Origin of the sequence: Metasolibacillus sp. FSL K6-0083 (assembly GCF_038630865.1) — a bacterium.
Lineage (GTDB): Bacteria > Bacillota > Bacilli > Bacillales_A > Planococcaceae > Metasolibacillus > Metasolibacillus fluoroglycofenilyticus.
In genome coordinates this window covers 3674097-3696713 of the sequence record NZ_CP152046.1, presented here as the reverse complement: position 1 = coordinate 3696713, position 22617 = coordinate 3674097, and the positions used below count along the sequence as shown (strand labels likewise).

General features: G+C 37.8%; 18 protein-coding genes, 1 pseudogene and 1 riboswitch. Of the genes and pseudogenes, 7 read left to right on the top strand and 12 right to left on the bottom strand.

The annotated features are described in order from the left end of the window. The first annotated feature begins 114 nt into the window (after positions 1–114). Positions 115–432: a thioredoxin family protein gene (locus MHB51_RS17245; RefSeq protein ID WP_066166646.1), complete on the top strand. Its 318-nt coding sequence runs from the start codon at positions 115–117 to the stop codon at positions 430–432. Positions 433–685: 253 nt separating this feature from the next. Here the strand turns inward: MHB51_RS17245 and MHB51_RS17240 are convergent, their stop codons facing one another. From MHB51_RS17240 to MHB51_RS17225, 4 genes are all read right to left on the bottom strand, one after another. Then, positions 686–3253: an EAL domain-containing protein gene (locus MHB51_RS17240; RefSeq protein ID WP_342558690.1), complete on the bottom strand. Its 2568-nt coding sequence runs from the start codon at positions 3251–3253 to the stop codon at positions 686–688. Between the two features lie 676 nt (positions 3254–3929). Then, positions 3930–4793, bottom strand: coding sequence for an EamA family transporter (locus tag MHB51_RS17235; RefSeq protein WP_342472071.1), 864 nt, complete (start codon positions 4791–4793; stop codon positions 3930–3932). A gap of 364 nt (positions 4794–5157) precedes the next feature. Continuing rightward, a complete protein-coding gene (locus MHB51_RS17230; protein ID WP_066166660.1) occupies positions 5158–6381 on the bottom strand; it encodes a hypothetical protein in 1224 nt (407 codons plus the stop codon). Then, positions 6362–6877 (bottom strand): sigma-70 family RNA polymerase sigma factor, encoded by a 516-nt coding sequence (locus MHB51_RS17225; RefSeq protein ID WP_066166663.1) that lies wholly within the window; start codon positions 6875–6877, stop codon positions 6362–6364. Before MHB51_RS17225 ends, MHB51_RS17230 begins: the two co-directional genes overlap by 20 nt. Positions 6878–7068: 191 nt before the next feature. Between MHB51_RS17225 and MHB51_RS17220 the strand changes: the two genes are divergently transcribed. Then, entirely contained in the window at positions 7069–7581 is a 513-nt protein-coding gene (locus tag MHB51_RS17220; RefSeq protein ID WP_342558689.1) for a C39 family peptidase, read from the top strand. A 413-nt stretch (positions 7582–7994) separates the two neighbouring features. Here the strand turns inward: MHB51_RS17220 and thiW are convergent, their stop codons facing one another. The 4 genes and pseudogenes from thiW to hutH all read right to left on the bottom strand — a co-directional run bounded on the left by thiW (position 7995) and on the right by hutH (position 11722). Continuing rightward, positions 7995–8489: an energy coupling factor transporter S component ThiW gene (thiW, locus tag MHB51_RS17215; RefSeq protein WP_066166671.1), complete on the bottom strand. Its 495-nt coding sequence runs from the start codon at positions 8487–8489 to the stop codon at positions 7995–7997. A gap of 158 nt (positions 8490–8647) precedes the next feature. After that, positions 8648–8755, bottom strand: a riboswitch (TPP riboswitch). A 47-nt stretch (positions 8756–8802) separates the two neighbouring features. Next, positions 8803–9681: a 5'-3' exonuclease gene (locus MHB51_RS17210; protein WP_066166674.1), complete on the bottom strand. Its 879-nt coding sequence runs from the start codon at positions 9679–9681 to the stop codon at positions 8803–8805. A 65-nt stretch (positions 9682–9746) separates the two neighbouring features. Next, positions 9747–9950, bottom strand: a pseudogene (locus tag MHB51_RS17205) (MFS transporter); the annotation flags it as partial. Positions 9951–10243: 293 nt separating this feature from the next. Then, entirely contained in the window at positions 10244–11722 is a 1479-nt protein-coding gene (gene hutH, locus MHB51_RS17200; protein WP_066166677.1) for a histidine ammonia-lyase, read from the bottom strand. Between the two features lie 356 nt (positions 11723–12078). Between hutH and MHB51_RS17195 the strand changes: the two genes are divergently transcribed. Further along, a complete protein-coding gene (locus MHB51_RS17195) occupies positions 12079–13365 on the top strand; it encodes an SPFH domain-containing protein (protein ID WP_066166680.1) in 1287 nt (428 codons plus the stop codon). Positions 13366–13506: 141 nt separating this feature from the next. On the opposite strand, the gene MHB51_RS17190 is transcribed toward MHB51_RS17195, so the two are convergent. From MHB51_RS17190 to MHB51_RS17180, 3 genes are read right to left on the bottom strand one after another with little or no spacing between them, the layout of a single operon-like run. Then, positions 13507–15504, bottom strand: coding sequence for an AarF/UbiB family protein (locus MHB51_RS17190; protein ID WP_066166683.1), 1998 nt, complete (start codon positions 15502–15504; stop codon positions 13507–13509). Between the two features lie 12 nt (positions 15505–15516). After that, entirely contained in the window at positions 15517–15951 is a 435-nt protein-coding gene (locus MHB51_RS17185; protein ID WP_066166686.1) for an OsmC family protein, read from the bottom strand. Between the two features lie 43 nt (positions 15952–15994). Beyond that, positions 15995–16747 (bottom strand): metallophosphoesterase family protein, encoded by a 753-nt coding sequence (locus MHB51_RS17180; protein WP_342558688.1) that lies wholly within the window; start codon positions 16745–16747, stop codon positions 15995–15997. Positions 16748–16890: 143 nt separating this feature from the next. Here MHB51_RS17180 and MHB51_RS17175 point away from each other — a divergent pair, with 143 nt between their 5' ends. From MHB51_RS17175 to MHB51_RS17165, 3 genes are read left to right on the top strand one after another with little or no spacing between them, the layout of a single operon-like run. After that, complete coding sequence (locus tag MHB51_RS17175) at positions 16891–18351, top strand: spore germination protein (protein WP_342558687.1); 1461 nt, start codon at positions 16891–16893, stop codon at positions 18349–18351. Between the two features lie 30 nt (positions 18352–18381). Then, complete coding sequence (locus tag MHB51_RS17170) at positions 18382–19461, top strand: GerAB/ArcD/ProY family transporter (RefSeq protein ID WP_066166695.1); 1080 nt, start codon at positions 18382–18384, stop codon at positions 19459–19461. Beyond that, positions 19458–20552 carry a Ger(x)C family spore germination protein gene (locus MHB51_RS17165; protein WP_066166698.1) on the top strand — a complete coding sequence of 365 codons (1095 nt, stop codon included), beginning with the start codon at positions 19458–19460 and terminating at the stop codon, positions 20550–20552. The genes MHB51_RS17170 and MHB51_RS17165 overlap by 4 nt, the downstream gene beginning before the upstream one ends. A gap of 138 nt (positions 20553–20690) precedes the next feature. On the opposite strand, the gene MHB51_RS17160 is transcribed toward MHB51_RS17165, so the two are convergent. After that, complete coding sequence (locus MHB51_RS17160) at positions 20691–21398, bottom strand: 3D domain-containing protein (RefSeq protein ID WP_066166700.1); 708 nt, start codon at positions 21396–21398, stop codon at positions 20691–20693. A 147-nt stretch (positions 21399–21545) separates the two neighbouring features. Between MHB51_RS17160 and MHB51_RS17155 the strand changes: the two genes are divergently transcribed. Beyond that, complete coding sequence (locus MHB51_RS17155; protein WP_342558686.1) at positions 21546–22598, top strand: glycosyltransferase family 2 protein; 1053 nt, start codon at positions 21546–21548, stop codon at positions 22596–22598. Positions 22599–22617: the final 19 nt, after the last annotated feature.

Here is a 22617-nt window from a genome sequence, read left to right as displayed (position 1 = left end):
TCGCATTATTTTCAAAAAATTGAAAAAGAAGCACCTCCCTCGCCGCATTAAGCTAAATTTCTTCCGTTACTTTGTGAAAATGTGTACACTATTCGTAAAAGGAGTGATATAACAATGGAACAAATAACGACATTAGAACGCTTTAATGAGCTGATTTCTACGGAGCAAGCAGTCATTATGAAATTTTTCGCCGGCTGGTGCCCAGACTGTACGCGCATGGATATGTTTATCGACCCAATTATTGAGGAATACAGCCAATATCAATGGTATTCAATTAATCGTGATGATTTCCCTGAACTGGCGGAAAAATATCAAGTAATGGGTATCCCATCATTATTAATCTTCAAAAATGGTGAAAAATTAGCGCATTTACATAGTGCAAATGCAAAATCACCAGCACAAGTAACTGAATTTTTAGATGCTCAGGCATAAATTAACCTTTCTGAAAAATAGACTATCATACCATTTCTTAGAAAGAAGTTAAAAGTCGTCAAAGCTAGGGGGTCATCTGAAAATTCATTTTGAGACGTCCCCTTGTGGCAAGTAATTATTTTCTGTGCTGACAGCGAAGCAACAAGTACAAGTATTTTTAGCAATTATTTAATATAGAAGCAGGGACTATCCGAAAAGATATACGCTTTTCGAATAGTCCCTCACTTTTCATTTTAGAAATGCATATTGCTCTTTATTTCTTTAATTCTCTGAAATATTTATGTGGTTCTTTATACACAAATGTCATATTCGGGATATTTTCGCTCTTTCGCTCGTATCCACTCAATTTATTTATATTTGACGCCAGTCTATTTTCAATATTTGTCTTCATATTAAAACGGATACCGTAGCCAAATACATCTGCACTCTTCTCTTCCCACCATCTGAGCTCACCGGCAATTTCAAAATGCTCGTTCATAATATCAAATGTTACATTAAACTTCATATCCTGATTAACAGGCAGTTTTAGGTTAGATAATATCTTCATCCCGCCTAAGCTTATATTCTCAATTAAAACGGGGGATTTCCCAACCGTTACTGCATGTCCATTAAACTCAACAATTGTTAAAAAGCCTAGTATTGGATATGGGAAACGATAGCGATAGTACCGCCGCCTTTCCACAGTTACAGCTTTATTATATTTGCTTTTCGGTATAACATAGCCAGTTTTTAATATCGCTTTGAATGTTGATTCTTTTGCAGGCTTTGAAAAAATATAGCCTTGCACAGAATCACATTCTATTTGCTTCAAAAATTCTAGCTGCTCTACTGTTTCTACTCCCTCTGCTACAACTTCCATCCCGAGTGATTTTGCTAAATGAATTGTCGATTTAATAATTACGTCATCAATGCTATTTTCTTCGAATAAATTTTGCACAAAAATTTTATCCACTTTCAAAATATTCGGTCTTATTTTTCGGATATAATCTAGTGAGGAATAGCCCTTGCCGAAATCGTCAACGACAATTCGAATTCCAAGTTGCTTAAATCTTTCAATGGATTCACTAATAATTATTTCCTCATGTAAGAACATGCTTTGGCTAATTTCAAAACGCAATAAAGCTGGATTGATTTCATATCGCTCTAATAAATTTGAGACCGAATCATAAAAGCCTTTCTTTAGTAAACGTAGCACTGGAATGATAATTGTAATCGGTTTTAATGGAATTTGCTCACTTTGCCATACTTGCATTGATTGAAGCACTTTTTCTAACAGCCAATCTGTTATTGGATTGATTAAATGATTCTCTTCAGCTAGAGAAATAAATTCCTCAGGCATAACAAGTCCCCAGTCTGGATGATTCCAGCGAATAAAAGCCCTTGCCCCCGTAAGTAATCCCTTTCTAGGGTCGACTTGAGGCTGATAAAATACCGCAAATTGCTTTTCAATAATCGCTTTTCGCATATCTCGTTCTAAAATATATTGCTTGAAAGTAGAGATGCTTGCAACATGCGACGAAAGCTGATAATTATTCTTTCCTTTTTTCTTTGCCTCCTGCAGGGCATTATGTGCTTTTTCAAGCAGTGTTCTCTCATCTAAAGCTTCCTCTGGGTAAAACGAAATACCGATGCTTGTCGTGACGCTTAACTCAAATTCTTGAATGGTAAATGGCTGTCGAATATTTTTTAAAATGTCTTCAGCTAACTTTAGTATGTTGTTTTTATTCGCATGATTATGTGCGAGAATCATAAAGCTATTATTACCCATTCGAGCAATTTCACCATCAGATGGTGTCATATTTTTCAGTTTTTGCGCTAGTATTTTTAAAGCTTCATTACCAATTGTATAGCCTAATGAATTGTTTATTATGTGGAAGCGGTCAATATCAATGTGTAAAACTGCAAATGGCTCTTTATTTTTCGTAAATTGCCCTAATGTTTTTCTCATTTTTGCTTGATTTGGGAGGCCTGTTAACGCATCATATTGTGCCAAATACAATAGCTCTTGCTCCATTTCAATTTCTCTCGTAATATCAAGCACAAGTCCAAATACATTCGTTACGTCGCCACTTTGGTTAAAACGAGGTATGATTTGTTCAAGCAACCACTTTTTTTGACCATTAAGACAAGTAATTGAATAAATTTCTTGTACTTTTTCACCTGCAACAACACGTGTCTTTGCTTGATTAATACTATTTATATATTCTTCATTAATAAGCTCAAACCAAGCATTATCATTCAAATAAAGCGTTTTTGTTGGAAGGCATAATATTTCCTCCAATCCCTTCGATGTGTAAATAAAGGGACCGTCCATTGATTCACGCATCCAAATCCCCGAGGTCAAATGGTCAAAAATATACTGGTATTCTAGCATATGCTTTTCTATGTTGCTGCTAACCTTCACATACACACTTGTTATTCTATCCCCTTCCTTAATCGGCACAAACGATAAAGTAAGCGGAAGTTCTTCAAGTTGCTTATTGCGAACTGTAATGTCGACTTGATTTGTTATTCCTTTTAATGCGTTAATAAAGCTTATTTTTAATTGTTTAAGTGTTTCAGGCGAAGTAAATTTACGAAAGTCATTTGTTGAAGTGATTTCTGTGCCGAAAAATGCTTCCATCTTCTCTCGGCTTGCTGCATACAATTCTCCTTGTCGTGAAAAGACAAAGACAATTTCCGGGTCATTTGTTACCAGTGAAGTATAAAACTGTAGTAAATCTTCGTGAGTGGTTTCCATTACATATGTCGAGCTGTTATCATTACTTTTTCTCTTAGAAAATACATTAAAAAAACGGCTTTTTTGGCTTGGTGTTTTCATAGTATATCCCTCCAAATGAAAAAGCATGCTCTTTCAATATCCATTATAGTATAAAAGGACTTTTTCTTTAATAAGTACAATAGACTAATTTGAGAAAAAGTTACCAAAAAACACGAAAAAAAACGGATATTTGCAAGCTTAAAATCATTAGAGTTCAATTTATATAGTTATTTTAACCTATCATTTTAATTAATTATGACTCAACTAACTTTTCCTATCAGTAAAGTTTTGCTGTAACCAATTGAAAAAGGGACATCCAAAAAGTCATTTTGAGACGCCCCTCGCGATGATTAATCGCAGAATCAAGCATTTTTAGTAAATATTCCAATATATAAGCAAAAGCTGTGCGAACAGATGAACACTTTTCGCACAGCTTACGCATTTATTAATTATGCCTCGACGTAATTGCGTCCAGATTTTTCAAGCCGTTTGGTAGAAGTTAGCTTAAAACCGTCATGACACGCGCTAACGGTTAACTGACCTGCGTCGTGCATGCCTCCCTTCAAAATCTGTAATATCCGCCGCACGATGCTAGTTGCCCAGTCGTTATCGCAGGAGGCGATGTTCTTAGACTGAGTCCTATGATTCAACGGGTGTTTGGACCCCCACTGAAAATAGCCTAATACTTGCATTCATCTCGTCACCTATAGAGTTGTGAAACTTCTGCCGAGAGAAGTTAAGCTTTCCTTCTATTTCCTAATGTCAAAACAATAATCCCTGCAAAAATCATTATAATACCTAGCCATGATGTCCACGCTAAATATTCGTTTAAGAAAAACGCCCCTAATAGCGCAGCCGTCAATGGTTCTGCTAAGCTCAATGTTACCGCAGCCGAAGAGGGGACCGCGCGCAAGCCATTCAAAAATAAAACATAGGCAACACTCGTAGCCATGATGCCCATATAAAGCATCGCTAAAGCATTCGATGGCATTGCTAGCCAGCTAACACCATCTGACCAGGCAAGCGGTATTAAAAATAACGCACATAACGAAAACGTCATCGCCACAGCTGGTAATGTCGCTACCCGCTCTGTTAAACGTTTGCTGACATTCGTGTAAAAAGCAAACATACAGCCACCAAGTAGGGCTAACATGACACCAAAGCTATTCACCGTTGCGTCTCCGCCAATTGCAAATAGCAATATGCAGCCGACAATCGCAAAGCTCGTCGATATTGCCCAAATGCGTGTCGGCTTTACTTTCCAAAAAAGCCATTCAATAATCCCTGCAAAAATAGGAGCACTACCAATTGTTACAACTGTACCAATCGCTACACCTGTATATCGGATGGATGAGAAAAATAAGCATTGGAACAGGGCAATCGATAATGCCGCAAGTATATTCCATTTCCATGGCCATGTTTTCCACTGAATTGCTCGTGCAAAAAGGACAAAAATAAGTAGTATGCCCCCTCCGATTGCCGAGCGTATGCACGCAACCGCAAAAGGTGAAATGCTTCCTTGTAAAAAAGTTTGAGTTGTACCTGTCGTTCCCCATAAAACAGCAGCTAATAACACTGCGATATATGGTAGTAAATTCATAGCTATTCCCTCCGTCTAAGTATCAATTACGCCTCCGCGTAATTACATCCAGATTTCTCGAGCTCTTTACTGAAAGTTAACCTAAAACTGTCCAACGGTTAACTGACCTGCGTCGTGCAGGCCACCTTTCAAAATCTGTGACATCCGCCGGAGGCTCTATCTAGATTCAGTGAGTGTTTGTACATCCTTGCAAGATAAAGGATTTGTCTCACTACCTGTAGCAATGGACGTTCTCAATATCTGTACCTGATAACTTGCTTTTAGTACAAATAAGCATTACTAAATCTAGATAATTCTTTTTAGCGAAGGTTTGCTGGTACATCCTGCTCAAATAATGGCTTCCAAAGCATTGAATTCCCCCTCCTTATTGGCTTAGCGCTTTTTCTAATGATTGCAAATGATAAAAAGTTGACGCTTGGAAATATTCTTCTTGATATTGTAAATAAAAGGCGTTCCCACCAATCATGCGCACAAATAAAAAATCTGTCAGCCATGCAGGACTATCTACCTCATCCAAAATAGCAATTTGCATGAATGTGCCATCCTGAATGAAGGCGATATTCGTACCCTTCCCATCGAAAGTATATAAAACTTCCTCTGTCAATTGCGTTTGATAAGAATTAGTCCCACTTAATTCGCTGAGTGCTCCTTTTGCATATTGAAAATTATTCATATGCTCATTATAGTAAATAACATAATATTCTGCACCCTCAAAATAGTTAGTCGTTATATGAATTGCACGCTTATCCTCTAAAATATAATATTCTGCCTGAGGGTTATCTTTTAAAGTACCAATTTCATAAAACTGCCCTTCTTTTTCCAATATTAAATAAATTTCGTTAACACGATTGTCCTTCTCAAGAGAGCGTTTTTTCATAAAATGAACAATCGTAGCTGAATGATTTAATTTTTGAGGTGATTGGACGTTAACTGTAGCTGTTATATAATCATTTATTTGTACAATTTGTGCTGCCGGTGCCTCTCTCGGTACTAGCTCTAATTGCTCTGGTGCTAAAAATGGCTCAAAAACCGACCATTCCTCATAAATATTTTCATATATTGTAAAATTACCATCCTCTAATTGCTTCACAAACAAAGGATGAATATATGTCAGCTCCTGTGTCACATCATTATGTGTAATATATAATTTATACATCTGCTCCTCAGTATGTGGAATCATCTTAATTATTTTCAATGTACTAAAATCAATAGCGTTGTACTTTAAAAAAAGCTCTTTATTCGAAGCAACTACCTCTGTCGTTGAAACTTCTTCTATTAAAGCATAATCCTTCCGTTCGATTGCTTGGAAATATTTAATCGCAGCATCAGCAGCTTGCTCTGGAAGCAATTTTTCAAACTGCTTTGTAATTAGCTCACTTGCCGGTTGCACTTGCTCATTAGCAGGTGGGAGCAAATAAATAATAAAGGCTAGGCATGTTATTGCTAGAACAGCAAAAAGTGGCTGAATGAAGCCTAAAGGTCGATGCTTTTTAGGTTTTGTTGCTAATTGTTTCACCTTGTCCTCTGTTAACCAATGCTTCTCACCAATGACTGCGTCAATTCCCTTTTTAATTTGTGAACCGCTCATCAAGCCCACTCCCCTCCAAACAATTTTTAAGCTTTTCTCGTCCTCTACGAAGTCGTGTTTTCACCGTATTGACAGAGCAATTTAAAATTTCCGCAATCGTTTCGACTTTCATGTCCTTATAATAATGAAGCACGATAACTTCACGATATTTGATTGGTAACGCTAACACAGCATGACCAATTTGTTGCTGTTCGCTATTCATAATCGCTTGTTTTTCTGCGGAATTTGCCCCTTGAAAGATTGTTTGAATTTTCATTGATAGTACAGTGTTTTTATAGCTCCAACTTCGTAAATAGTCGTAGCTGCGATTAATAGTCATACGGTATAAATATGTACGATAACTAGCATTGCCTCGAAAATCCTGCTGTTTTTCAAAAGCTTTTAACAGGACATCTTGAACGATATCCTCTGCTACTTCCTTGCTTTTCACATATGTAAAGGCGAGCCGCAACAGTTCCTCACCATGCTCACGAATAAATTGCTCTAGCTGTGACAACCGCTATCCCCCCTTTTTCGTTTCACGTTAGACGGAGCACCTGCTCATTTGGTTTCAAATTTTGAAACTATGTTTTATTTACAGCGTATAATAAAGTGAACCCCCAGTCTATAAAGGCTCTCACATACTTCTATGAAATTGATGATAAAAGAACGGTTAAAATTTGGGATTTTACAAATGGAGGGATGGCAATGCGTGTACTGCTAGAAATCAAAGGAACTTCACAATACGATGCGAGCGTTCAGCCAAATTACCAAAATTCTGCATGTGGTCCAACAACGCTACACGTTATTTTAAAGTATTTTCACATAGCCAAAGAAATTAATGATTTATATAAACAGCTAGGTACAACAAAAATCGGCTTATTTCAATGGCGTCTCATCAAAAGAATGCGCAAGTTGTTCGGTGCTAATTTTACTATTCAAGGTTGCTCGCTTGCAGAAGCATTGGCACAGCTTGAACAAGGAAATCCTGTGGCATTGAAATTCGACCAATATTTTAACCTACAGTGGCGGTCAAAAAAGAAGCCTCTATTCAAATATCATTGGGTTCCACTCATTGGCTATGAAAGAAAAGACGGGGAATTATATTTAATCATCCATGATAACGGTGGACGAGGCCGAAACAGCCAAATACGTTCATTTTGCTATGAGGACAATAAGCATGTGTTAAACTTTGTAAAAATAGAGCAGAAAAATACATAAGGGCTATATGAAAAAGCAACTGCCTTTCCATATAGCGCTAAAACCTGCTGCTCCGTTTATCCCGCATTAACGGGCAGTAAGACGCCCACTTCAAAACTTATGTGAAAATACGCTAAGGATTATTAGGAAGTCAACTGCCCGTAAATGCCCGAATGGTTCAACTAACAATCCGTGGAGAAAAGCATCCACGGATTGAAGGTTCACTTTATCCCGCATTAACGGGCAGTAAGACGCCCACTTCAAAAATTATGTGAAAATATGCTAAGGATTATTAGGAAGTCAACTGCCCGTAAATGCCCGAGTGGTTCAACTAACAATCAGCAAGGATGAGGAACATCCGCACTGATTGAAGTTTCACTTTATGATACAGAAGCTATGCCATGTAATTTTTTTGCGACGAGTAACCTTATTTTCTATATCGTTTCAAAACGCTTTGCAAATACAGTGTTGCGCAAACTTACTGCAATAATAACCCCTAGCACCGCACCAATTGCACTTGACACGAGGAAGGCTGGCATAAAAGCAAGTGCCGTAACAGATGTACCCATTAATATTTTTGCATATGGGACAGCTACTAATGATGCAATCACACCTGTACCAATCACTTCACCAATACCCGCCAGCCATACTTTATGGCTATATTTATAAGCTATAGCCGCTAAAAAAGCCCCGATGACACTACCCGGAATCGCAAGTAACGAGCCTGTTCCCGTAAAAATACGAACTAATGCTGTAACGAAAGCAATTACTACAGCTGGCACAGGTCCTAACAATATAGCACTCACAACATTGACAGCATGTTGAATAGGATATGCACGCGCAATACCTGTAGGAATCGCTACAAACATTGAACCTGCCACTGCAATGGCCACAAACAGCGCCATAACAGTTAATTTACGAACTGACATAAACAACACCTCTTTTAATTGTTATTTTTGAGCATTACTTATCAGCGGATTTGCGCAAATTATTTGCACATTTCTTTCCAAGCAAATTTTCCTCCTAAAAATAAATTTAAAAATGCCGCACCCATTGTAGAAAGGGAGCGGCATAGAGTGAGCAAATTCAATCAATGTCGCCACTTCCCTACGCTAGTGTGAGCTAGATCAGGTTCAAAGGGTCTGCATAGTACATATACATCTCAGCCTTTCAAAAGGCTCCCCTAGTGGTGCAAGCAATTTTCTTCTATTATTACGGTAATTTTGTTATTCGTCAATGTCTTTATAGACCAAGCGAACGTGCGTGGCGGATAATTAAGCGCAAGCCTTTATTATCCAGCTGTGATGCAACCGCCTCATTAAACGCAGGAACTACTAAGTCATTCAGCTCCGCTTCAATGGCTGCATCGCAATTAATTGTCGCGAGCTGATGCGAGAGCTTTAGCATGTCCATACTTTCATGGATTTTAGTACGCTGCGCAGGCTTTAGTTGGTCAAGTGCTGCTAGCACTCCCTCAATTGAATGATAGGTTTGAATGAGTTGCAGTGCTGTTTTAGGACCAATTCCTTTGACACCCGGATAGCCATCGCTCGCATCCCCCATAAACGCCTTCACCTCAGCAAATTGCTTTGGGGCGATGCCATATTCTTCGCGAAAGCGCTGCTCTGTGTACGTATCATATTCTGTATAACCCTTTTTAGTAAAAGCGATTGTTGTCTTATCATTTAATAATTGTAATAAGTCGCGGTCACCGCTAATGACAGTAATCTCCGCATCGTCTTTCCATTTCTCAATCATGGAGCCGATTAAATCGTCTGCCTCCAAGCCGCTAATGCCGAAGTTTTTCCAGCCCATCATTTCTGATACATCCTTCACCATATCAAACTGTGGCAGCATTTCTTCTGGTGGTGCAGGGCGGTTTGCTTTATATCCCTCGAATAAATCATTGCGGAATGTATGCATGCCCATATCCCAACAAACAGCTAAATGTGTCGGCTTCATCAAGTTTTGAGCTGTTAAAACATGACGGGCAAAGCCTTGTACTCCATTTGTTGGCGTGCCATCCTCTAAACGAATATATTGTTTCATCGCAGCGGAGGCGAAAAATGAACGAAATAGTAGTGCCATGCCATCAACAATAAGTAAATGTGGTTTTTCCATATGTATTCCTCCATTCCCCCTTAGCATAACATGACGCTAGCGAAAAAGTCATTTTGCGCCTGCTTCTAGCGTCTTACATAGGCGAAAAGAGTCATGCCTACACCTAGTGCAGCACAAACTAAATACATTTGTGAATAGGGCAGTAAATCTGCGACTGATCCCATCACTCCCCCTCCTAAAGTAATACCTATGTCTGCTGTCGCAATAAATAGACCAAGCAGTATGCTACGATTAGCGCTCGGCAATACAAAGGTTAAATAGGTTGTTAAAAAATGATTATCACAAACAATTGTCAATGCTTTTTCTAAGGGAAATCGAAAACAGCTGCTTACCTACTTATCCAAAGGATTTTCGGTAAACAGCTTCGTTAATAATCAATAACGCTTCAGCTAACTATAATCTAGATTTTCTTAAGCTTGCTTAAAAACTTCTCTTTATTAACGAGTGTTTAGCTACCCGCTGAAATCGGTCAAATGCTTACATTCACCTCCCCATCTTTAAAGGTAGGTGACCTCTGTATCTGTCGCTTAACTATCGGTACAGAAAGCATTTGCCCAAAAAATTAAGGCATTAAATATTGTGCAATTTTCTCTACATCTTTATTGAATACACGGTCCTCTGTAATACCTGCCGCAATTTCACGGATTTCTTGCCATTTTTCATATAACTTTGGAGCCATTTTCTTCACATCTCGATATTCAACAGCTGTCGCAGCACAAAATGCTTCAATAGCTAAAACACGTCGTGTATTCGCAATTATATTATAGGCATGGCGCGCGCCTGTTGTCCCCATGCTAACATGGTCCTCTTGATTTGCAGAAGATGGAATAGAATCAACAGATGCTGGATGTGCAAGTGTTTTATTTTCTGATACGAGGCTTGCTGCTGCATATTGTAAAATCATCGCTCCCGATTGCAAGCCTTGGTGTGCACTTAAAAATGCTGGTAACCCTTCGCTTAGAGCTGGATTGACAAGACGCTCGATACGACGCTCAGAAACATTCGCTAATTCAGCAACACCAATTTTTAAGAAATCCATCGCAAAAGCAATTGGCTGACCGTGGAAATTCCCTCCTGAAATAACGCAGTCCTCTTCATCAAAAATTAATGGATTATCTGTCGCCGCATTCATTTCAATTTCTAGCTTTTCCTTTACGTAGTTTAAAACTTGCCAGCTTGCCCCATGAATTTGTGGAATGCAGCGTAAAGAATAAGGGTCTTGTACACGCAATTCACCTTGCGTTGTCATGAGCTCGCTGCCTTCAAACCAATCGCGCATACGAGCTGCTACAGCGCTTTGTTCTTTAAAGCCGCGCACCTCATGAACAGTAGGATGGAAAGCATCTTTAATACCTCGTAAACTCTCCAATGTTAAGCCGCTAATCCACTCGCTCGCGTAGGCTAACTTTTCAGCTTCAATATAGTTTACAACACCCTGTGCTGTCATTGCTTGTGTTCCATTAATAAGTGCAAGACCTTCCTTTGCTTGCAAGACGATTGGCTCTACATCGTATTTATTCCAAACTTCACTCGCTGCAAGCACTGTACCACCTCGCAAAACTTCGCCTTCTCCAATTAACGTTAAGACTAAATGAGATAATGGAGCTAAATCGCCTGATGCCCCAAGTGAGCCTTGCTGTGGAATGGCTGGATGAATTTGTTCATTGACCATCATCGCCAAACGTTCCAATACTTCATAGCGAATGCCTGAAAATCCTTTTAATAGAGCATTTAAGCGTAACACTGTCATCGCTCGTGTCACCGTTTCAGGAAATAGTTCGCCAAAGCCACAAGCATGTGAACGAATTAAATTAATTTGTAATGCGCCAACCTCAGCTTCGGCAATTTTCACGTCACTAAACTTGCCGAAGCCTGTGTTAATACCATACACTGTTTTATCGTCGGCAACGATGCGCTCCACATGCTCACGGCTTTTTAATACGCGCTGTTTTGCTGCTTCATCGATGGCGATTTTTTCCCCTTTATATAAAATCGCTTTCATTTGTTCAATCGTTAAGTCACTACCATTTAAAATAATCATTTTCCCGTCCCCTTTGTCATTATCTCTCCCTTTATATTATTAGCTAAAAAATAATATTTTTCTAGTTATTTTTTTCAAAAACCCCTTCATTACAATAGAGTAAGAAAGTAAAATTTTATATTAATATAATTTTACTATAAACAATTATAAGCAAATTTACCGCACAAAGAGATATAAAGCTTGAATACGGCTACAACCTTTGATTATCTACTAAAGCAAAGTGATATTTTCCTCTCAACAATAAATTTTTTCATTTACGTGGAGTATTTTGCGAAAAGAAGTTCTCAAAAAATGAATCTTTTTAGCGGAAAAGAAAGTATACTATTCATATACAACGAAAAGAGAGGGGTTTTTTTATGGGCTTATTAAAAGCAGGTATTGGTGCAGCACAGGGAGTTTTAGCAGACCAATGGAGAGAATACTTTTACTGCGAGTCTATCCCAGCAGATGTCCTTATTACAAAAGGCATAAATAAACGAGGCAAACGCGGCTTTAACTTTAAAGGCAGCGATAATATTATTAGCAACGGCTCTATAATTGCGATTAACGAAGGACAGGCAATGATTATTGTCGACCAAGGACAAATCGTAGAATTTTGTGCTGAAGCTGGCGAATTTGTTTACGATACATCAACAGAGCCGAGCATCTTTTACGGCGATTTAAAAGAGAGCATTATTGAATCTTTTAAATCATTTGGAAAACGTGTAGCATTTGGTGGTCAGGCTCCAAAGGACCAACGCGTTTATTTTTTCAATACAAAAGAAATTACAGGCAATAAATATGGAACTCCGACCCCCGTTCCGTTTCGTGTTATTGACACAAATATCGGGCTAGATATCGATATTTCAATTCGCTGTAATGGTGAATATTCGTTCAAAATTGTAGACCCTATTTTGTTCTATACGAATGTTTCTGGTAATGTGCAAACAGAGTTTCGTCGCGAAACAATTGACAGCCAACTACGCTCTGAGTTATTAACAGCTCTGCAGCCTGCCTTTGCTAAAATTTCAGATATGGGTATTCGTTATAGCTCTTTACCAGGACGTACGATGGAGCTATCACAAGCTTTAAACGATGTGCTATCTGAAAAATGGGGTAATTTACGTGGTATTTCAATTATCTCGTTCGGTGTAAATACGGTGAAAGCATCTGAAGAAGATGAAAAGATGATTAAGGATTTACAAAAAAATGCGGTATTGCGTAATCCAAACATGGCTGCTGCCACAATGATTGGTGCCCAAAGCGATGCGATGAAAATGGCTGCCCAAAATGAGGCGGGCGCTTTCGTTGGCTTTGCAGGTATGAATATGGCTGCTCAGGCGGGTGGGGTGAATGCACAAGACTTATTTAAAATGGGACAGCAAACGCCAACGCCGTCTACGGCAAACGGAGCACAAGGTTGGACTTGCTCATGTGGTGCTGCAAATAGTGGAAAATTCTGTGTAGAATGTGGGAAGCCTCAACCTCAAAGTGGCTGGGTTTGTTCATGTGGTACACAAAATGAAGGAAAGTTTTGTAAGGAATGTGGGTCGGCAAAGCCTGCAAGCTTCAAATGTGATAAATGCGGCTGGCAGCCAGAAGGAGCGGTTCCTAAGTTCTGTCCAGAATGTGGTGATGTATTTGATGATAATGACCGCGCATAAATAATAGGGTTGTCTGAAAGCGATGCGCTAACCTGCTTTCAGACAACCTTTTTTCCATTTTACTAAAATATTAACCATTTAGAAAAAATATAAGCATTCTTTAAAGAGCATTTTTTCTAAGTTTTAAAATGGATACGTTTTTTAAGTACGCTTCATATCGCGAATCGCTTGAATTGATAAACGAACAAGTAAAATAGCACATAAAAATAAGCCGACATAAGCAACCGTATTTAGATAAATTGCGTAAGCAGTATGCATAAATTGAGAAATTGCTAATAGTGCTACCGAAATTAAGCCGAACGTAATGCCGACAAATAACAACACAAAGCGAGAAAATAATTGTGTTACAAACATAGCATTATGCTTATCTGAAAAGACATCGTGATGTAAAATAATTTTACCACTCTCTACTTTTTTAAAAAGTTGATTCATGCGACGTGGAATTTTTCGAATTGTTGGTAAAATGAGCGCTAACTCTTCCTCCAAGTATTTTTTCGTCGTTAGTGGCTCTTTAAATGGACGTTTCATTGCCGCTTGAATATAATGGCTAGAAAATGCCCTTGCTTCTTGGAAAATGTCGAAATTCGGGTCGATTGTATGAAGCGTGCCATCCAATGTTACAAGCGCACGTAATGCGGTGCTGACAGATGGATAAAAATGAAGCCCAAACTCCCGTGCAATGGAGAAAATTGAATAAATAAGCTCATCTGTTTGTACAGTTTCTGTATATGAAATTTTTAGCAATACTTGCCCAATTGCCTGCTCCATCTCTTCCTGATCGACTTCTGCTGCATTTTCAACTAATTCCGCAACCCCTTCATAGACAACACTTGCGTCATTTAATGCAATCCCAATTAAAAATTGCTTTAATCCGTCCTGTTGCTTCGCAGCCAGTCGTCCAACAGCTCCAAAGTCTAACAGCGTCATCGTCCCTGTACGTTTCGCAATATAAATATTGCCTGGATGAGGGTCTGCATGAAAAATACCTGAAATTAATGCCTGCTCCAAAAAGCTGTTGAATAAGTTTTGAGCAAATTGATGACGATTTATTTGAAACTGCTCATACACTTCATCAGCGACTGCTACCGACTTACCATCAATATACTCCATCACTAAAATATTTGCATTACTATAATGTGTATAAATGCGAGGTATATGCACCTTATCAGCGCTAGCACGAAGTACATTCGCTACTTGCTGGGTGTTACGTGCTTCAATTTGAAAGTCAATTTCCTCCATAAGTGAAGCAGCAAAGCCAATCGCTAAATCGCGAAATCCTAGATTTTCTGCCCATACCGACTTACTCGAAACCCACTGTGCAAATTCTACTAAAATGCTCAAGTCATCACGCATGATTTCTTTCACATCGGGACGCAATAGCTTTACTGCTACTTGCTCATTTGTTGCACGTAGCACAGCCTTATGAACTTGTCCAATCGATGCGGCCGCAAGAGGCTCCTCGCTAAAATATGAAAATACTTCTTCAACAGGCTGCGTTAAATTTGCCTGCAACACTTCATTTACTTGCTCTGCTGTTAAGGGGCGTACATTTTGCTGTAGCTTTTCAAGCTCATCAATAAAAACCGGTGAAAATAATTCCTTGCGTGTCGATAAAACCTGCCCGAATTTAATAAAAATGCCGCCACATTGCTCTAATGTGTCACGCAATGCAATCGCTAACTCACGATCATTATCTCGGTTACGTGCATACTTGACAGTGCGCGTAATGCCGTTTGTTACAGCAATTTGTACTACTTGTCGTAGGCGCTTTTGTCTGCGCCATTGTTGAATAATACGCATAATGAAGGATTTTCTATCTGTCATGCGTGCACCATTTTCATCAATAGCAATAGGGTCAAATAGCTCAAATAGCAAATAAAATAACATAGAAAGCAGAAGCATGCTACCAACCCATAGCAATGTAGCAATATTCATGACGTTTTGCATCACGTCACCCATTAAATAGTCCGTATCACGAACATAAGTGTACCAAAAGACAAATGTGGTTAAAATAACGCTTAATACAACGGATAATATACGGCGAAATAAATTGACCTGTGAACCAATCAACCGTCCACTAAGAAAAAATATAACGATGGAAAATAATACGACTTGTCCGATAAATTGTAGACCGTTCATCCTCTTCTCCCCTTACGCTATAGTCAATTGTACCAATACTTCCACATTGCCTCTTATTGCTTTACTAATCATACAAGTAGATTCAGCTTTTAATGCTAACCGTTCTGCCATCACTTTATTTTTTTCAGTGCTGTCAGCAAGCTGTATCGTTAAATTATGAATAATTTGCTTATATGTAAAGACGCCATTTGTCACATCTACGATGCCCTCTGATTGCATGTTTAAATTTGCTGCAATGCCCGTTCTTTCAAGCATTGCAGCAAGCGAAATAATATAGCATGTAGCTGCTGCCCCTAGCAACATTTCATCGGGATTTGTTCCGATGCCTGGTCCATCCATTTCAGGAGGAATCGAAATCTGTGTAGATAAACGCTCAGCCTGTAAAGTGCCAACTGCATTTCTCCCTCCGTCCCATCTTGTTTGTAACAAAAATGTATGATGCATCATTTATCCTCCCTTATTATTATTTTAGATTTTCTGGAACAATTACTTAATAAGATGTTGCTGGCAGAGTTTTAGTTTCTGTTACAACACTATTTTCTGAAATAGAATGAATGATAACTTCGTCCGTCCCCTTTGTCAGGACAATTCCATTTAGTTGACCATCCTTTAGGATGACACCACCATCAAGACCTATTTTTTTCCCACATGGAGAAATCCACAACTCCCCTGTGCCACTGTTATTCAAATAAGGCGTTGGTGTATGCCCAAATACAACGGTCTCTTTTGCTAAATGTGGTGTATGGTGGAATTTTTCACGAATCCATATGAAATCACGTGGCTCTGTTTGTGCTGCATCCTCTTTTTCTGGATCAATGCCACCATGTACAAAAAAGTATTTATCCCATTGGTGAAATAATGGCAATGCATCCATCCACTCCAGTAGCTCAGCATAATATTTTATAATACAACTTGCTATTTCTTCAGGCGTATTTGCATTCCATTCTGGTTGCTGTAAGCTAGCAAGTGTAGCCGTTCCCCCTATATTATTTCCTAGGTAATGTGCCCATTCTGGTTCTGCCAACCATTTTAAAAATAAGCACTCATGATTACCTGTTAAGGCAATAGCTCCTTGTTCTGTCAATGCCTTCACTTTCTTCAAAACAGCTAAACTTTCTTTTCCTCGGTCTATATAATCTCCTAAAAAAATGAGTTGTTCCTCCTCCGGTCGCCAAAACGTCAATAATTTTTCTAAACGATTATAGTGACCATGTATATCTGCTATGACAAATACCTTTTCCATTTTTACCTTATCAACACCTTTATGACTAGTTTATGTATGCGTTCTATCATTACCGCCTTCAAATCATCGGCAAATTCTCTAATTATTCTCGTATACAACTCATATAAACAGTCTAAACTATGATAATCAAGAAGGAAAGGCGAATGATATTTGTGAAAATTATAATTCGAACTTCATCTGCTAAATGGCACAAGAAAATTAATACAAAACATAGCCCTAACGCACAATATACTTTACAGCTCTTACATCTTCTATCCGACAATTCAAACGATATAATTTTCCAAAAAAAACAAACAAGTGAAGGGTTTGTAACAATTATTTATTCAAGCTCTCTTGTAGAAAAAATGACGCTACAAGCAGTTGTGCTTGTGCCGCTCTCGCATTCAATTTATCAAATTTATCAAACGGCAGAGCCAATACACTTTAAGCAAATCGCTGCACTTGAGCAAAAAATTAATGCGGGCAATACTATCTTATATTTTCATGAAACGCAGCAATATTTAGCATTAGACACATATAGCGCACCTATTCGCGCCATTACAAATACAGAAATCGAATCGACTGTGATTGGCCCACAAGACTCTTTTACAGAATCATTAGAAACAAATATTTCACTTATTCGACGTCGTATTCGAAGTCATTTATTAAAAAATGAAAGTATGTATCTTAGCAGTAATAAGCAATATCAAGTGTCCATTATGTATATTGATAATATCGTTAACAAAAAGTTGCTAAGGAAACTGAAAAAGCGCCTTCAGCACGTGAATCCAACATCACTATTAGACACCGCTATGCTGAAGCAGCTAATTGAGGATAATCCATTTTCCCCCTTTCCACAATATTATATGAGCGTGCGACCAGATACTATTGCACATTATTTATTAGACGGTCGAATTGCACTTTTAATAAACAATAGCCAAACCGTTATCGTATGCCCTACATCTTTTTTCGAAATGTTTACGAGCATTGAGGATTATTATAATCGTTGGACAACTGCTACATTACTTCGTTCTTTACGCTTTTTCGGCTTTTTTTTAACAATAATGATTACGCCAACGTATATATCAGCATTGACCTTTCACCCGGATTTATTGCCATATGAGCTATTGCTAAACTTGCAGGAATCTAGAAGTAAAGTACCCTTTCCACCATTATTCGAAGTATTATTTATCGAATTAATTATAGAAGTCCTGCGAGAGGCTGGTTCACGAATGCCTGCGAAAGTTGGACAAACAATCGGTATTGTTGGTGGTATCGTTATCGGAACAGCGGCTGTTGAAGCAGGATTAATTAGTAATATTTTAATTGTACTCGTTGCAACATCAGCGTTACTATCCTTTTTGCCTCCTACTTTTATAATGAGTAACACAAGTCGATTAGTACGTTATTTCTTTATTATTGCCGCGGGTTGCTTCGGCTTATTTGGGCAAATGCTTGTTTTTGTTTGGCTTTTCATCCATTTATTACGCATCCGCTCTTTAGGAGAACCTTATATGGCTCCTTTTATCCCACGTAAATGGACAGATTTATTGAACAGTGTCATTCGCTTTCCAATGGCTTTTTTAAAACATCGAATGGGTATATCCAAAAGCCAAAAAAGCTAATGTATTTACGAAAATGAGGATGAAAAAAATATGAGGTCAACACAAAAGAAAGTATTAACTAAAGTGCATGTACTGTTTTTAGTACAAAGTTGTTTAATTGGAACAGGGATATTACAGCTGCCTCAAAAATTAAGTTCCATGGGCTATAGTCAAGCATTTATGCCGATTTTATTCAGCATCATTGCTACCATTACTTTATGGCCTATGATATGGCTTAACTCTAAATTTCCAACTAACAATTTATTTCAAATAAATGAAATTTTATTAGGAAAAATAATCGGTAAATTTTTTAATTTTTTACTCGTTCTATTATTCACCATTATTTGTATAGATTCTATAAGTAGCTATATGCTATTAATTCAAAGCACTGCATTACCTGAGCAAACGATTACTCTACCTGTTATTTGTTTTTTGGCACTGCTTGTTTATTTAGTTAGAGGTGGTATTTTTGCCATTGCTCGTTTTTCAATTTTGACATTCTTTATAACGATTCCGATGGTTTTATTCACAAAATGGGCTATACAAAAAGGAGAGTTTAGTCATTTTTTTCCTTTGTTTAATTTCACATTCCAAGAGTTTTACGAGGCGACTAAAAACGGCTATTTATCTTTTTTAGGTTATGAGCTTATTTTGTTTTACTATCCGTTTATTATTCAGCAGAAAAGTGCCTTTAAATATGCAACAATCGGTATTTGGATATCTGGTGTTTTAATGCTGATTACGACAGGTGTGAGCGTTATGTATTTTTCTGAATGGCAATTAAGCAATATTGAATTTGCTGTTTTAAATATTTTTAAGGCTGGGGAATATTCCTTTATTGAGCGCATTGATATTATCGGAATGACGCTTTGGATTTTCTTAGTTTATTCCACTGTCGCTTTATATTTATGGGCAGCAAATCAGGGCTTTAAATCACTTATTTTAGCGAAATCTCAAATCCATTTATATATTTTAGTAATTGCCATCTTCATTGCGCTTATAATACCTCTTTCACAGCACTTGAAGGAAAAAATCTTTACAATTAATAACTATGTATTTTATTTATTACTGCTTTGGCCGATTTTTTTATCCATCATCTATTTTTTCAGAAAAAAGCAGGTGCAGCAATGAAGAATAGATTACTTCTTATTTTCCTTTTGTTATTTGTCACTGGGTGCTCTGAGCAAGAGAAGAAAATTCCAATTGAAGAAGTAGATATGATTGGGATTATGGCATTTGATTATGTTGATGAAAAAACAAAAAAGCTCACTGTCGCGATTCCGCAATATTCACCCGACGCTAAAAAAGACACGAAGATATTTTCTACAGAAACCGATTTAGTATCCCAAGGTATCGTCAAAATCGAAGCTTCTTCTGATCGTAAAGTTGTCTTAAACCAGCTTCGAGTTATTTTAGTCAGTGAAGAATTTGCTCGCAAAGGGCAGGTCAGGACAGTGATTGAGCATATTTATCGCAATGCAGAAGTGGGTAATAAAGCATTAATTGCTGTTGTAAAAGACCGTGCAGAGGGCATTCTTTATGCTGAATATCCTGATAAGCCAAATATTAATTTTTATTTAAACGATTTGCTACTACCTAGTCTTAATACAGCCTTTAATCCAAATACTAATATTCATGATTTTATTTATGGTACGACAAATACGACAAAGGACGCTTCCGCCCCATATCTTGAGCTACTTGGTGATAGAATTGAAATTGCAAATATCGCATTATTTAAGGATGATGTTATGGTAGACACCATCCCCCCGAATGAAGCAATCTTTATCCAGGCGTTACAAGGTAGAAAAAATCTTGCACCACTTGTAATTGATATACCTGATGATACAAAAGTATTGCTAAATCTTGTTAAAAGCAAAAGCAAAATCGAAAGCAATAAAGATAGGAATTATCCAAAGCTTACTATCCATTTAGAAATTAAGGCAACCTTAAGTGAATACAGTATTGAAGATACAGAAAAATTAAATTCATGGAAAGAAATCAGTGACTTAGAAAAATCAATCAATCAACAATTAGAGAAGGATATTAAAGCATTTGTAGAAAAATTAAATAAAAAACAAGTCGACCCAATTGGTTTAAGTGAATATTTCCGTAAATATACACATGGCAAATGGACACGCGAAATGACAGATGAAATACTAGATAAATTAGAAGTAGACATTCATGTAAAAACAATTATTGTTAGTACAGGGACACTAAAGTAAAAACGTAGGGAGTAACGACATAGAAAGCAGCATTTTCCCTTTTAAAAAACCATGCATTTTTCTAAGTAGCAAATATTTCAATCAAATAGCAAAAAGGTTATCTGAAAGCATGCTAGCGCACTGCTTTCAGATAACCTTTTAATTTAAAACTTTAATTTTCACTTTTTTTACTCCCCATTGCATTGCATTCTCATATTCAGGGATAAAGACGTCAATTTTATGCCCTTTAATCGCGCCTCCTGTATCACCTGCAATTGCCTCCCCATAGCCCTCTACCCATACCTTTGTACCAAGCGGAATTACCCTTGGGTCAACGGCAATTACTTTTTGATTTGGATTTGCGCGTAAATCAATGCCATAAGCTGTTGTTCCTGAACAGCCTTTACAATAAGCTGTATATGCAGTTGCGGTCACGACCATTTCGTCACCTTGCTGTTGCTCAAATACTTCTGTATTTTGTACTGGATTATTCGGTGGTGTAGCGGGCGTTGTAGCTACGACTTTTTCCTCATAGGTAGTAGCAGGCTCGTCCCCATCATTATAAATCGTCAACTGGTCTCCCGGGAAAATTAGTGTATTTGTAACACCGTTCCATGCCATTAAGGAATTAAGTGAGACGCCGTATTTTAATGCTATACGGTATAAATTATCTCCTTCTACAACTGTGTATGTGGTCGTTTCATCTTCCTGTAATTCCTCAATATTTAATGCGTCCCATGCGTGAATGCTGTAGTCATCAAATAAATGATCGCTTATAGGCAATGGAATAGCCGCCATTGGCGATATTGCTGCTATATTAAACAAAAACGACAACACTAAACTAATTACTGCTAGTTTGTATTTCAAAACAATGCTCCTCCTTTATGGATGCTATGAATTTTCAGTTAGTGTTGCCGCATATAAATAAAAATAAACATTTTTTCTCAAATTTGATTATTTATTTGGGTTTTCTTACAAAAAGGAGGACATATCGACATTACAATTAGCTTATGTATGATTGTAAAAAACGAGGAAGCGGTGCTTGCTCGATGTCTTGATTCAATTAAAGCAGTTGTTGATGAAATTAACATTATTGATACAGGCTCCACAGATGCAACAAAAAGCATTGCCGCAAAATATACTTCTCGAATTTTTGATTTTCAATGGATTCATCATTTTGCAGCAGCGCGAAATTTCTCCTTTCAGCAGGCGACAAAGGATTATATTTTATGGCTTGATGCGGACGACGTTATCACAAATGAAGAGCTGGTCAAATTGCAATATTTAAAATTGACGCTCTCTCCTACTGTTGATGCTGTCTCAATGCATTATCACCTCAACTTTGATACAGAAGGAAATGTCACCTACTCACTGAGACGTAATCGACTTGTAAGAAGACAGCGACAATTTCAATGGATTGGTGCAGTGCATGAATATTTAGCAGTGGATGGCACAATCATTCATAGCGATATTGCCATATCGCATCAGCCATTAAGCCGCGATGCTTCGCGCAATCTAGCTATTTATGAGCGATTGCTTACTGCTGGAGAAGTATTTTCAACGCGCGACCTTTATTATTATGCGAATGAGCTTAAAGACCACAGGCAATATGAAAAAGCAATATCGTTCTACGAACAGTTTTTAGCAACAGAGCAGGGCTGGGTAGAAGATTGTATACAAGCCTGCTATAAAATGGCTGATTGCTACAGCGCTTTACAAAACGAAAAACGTGCAATCCAATCAATTACTAGAAGTCTCACATTTGATTCACCACGCCCAGAGGCTTGCTGTCGCTTCGGTTTTTATTTTATGGAGCAGCATAAAAATCAGCAGGCAATTTATTGGTATGAGCAGGCACTCACTATAAAGGAGCCAAGTCATACACCATTCCGCAATCACATTTTTACAACATGGCTCCCCCATTTACAGCTCTGTGTACTGTATGATCGTTTACAGCAATATGAGCTCGCTTATGAACATCATATACAGGCAAAAAGCTTTTATCCAACGCATCCTCAAATACTTCATAACGAACAGTATTTTCAGCAGCTCTTTCCTGAACGATAATAGAAAATTTAATTAGGCT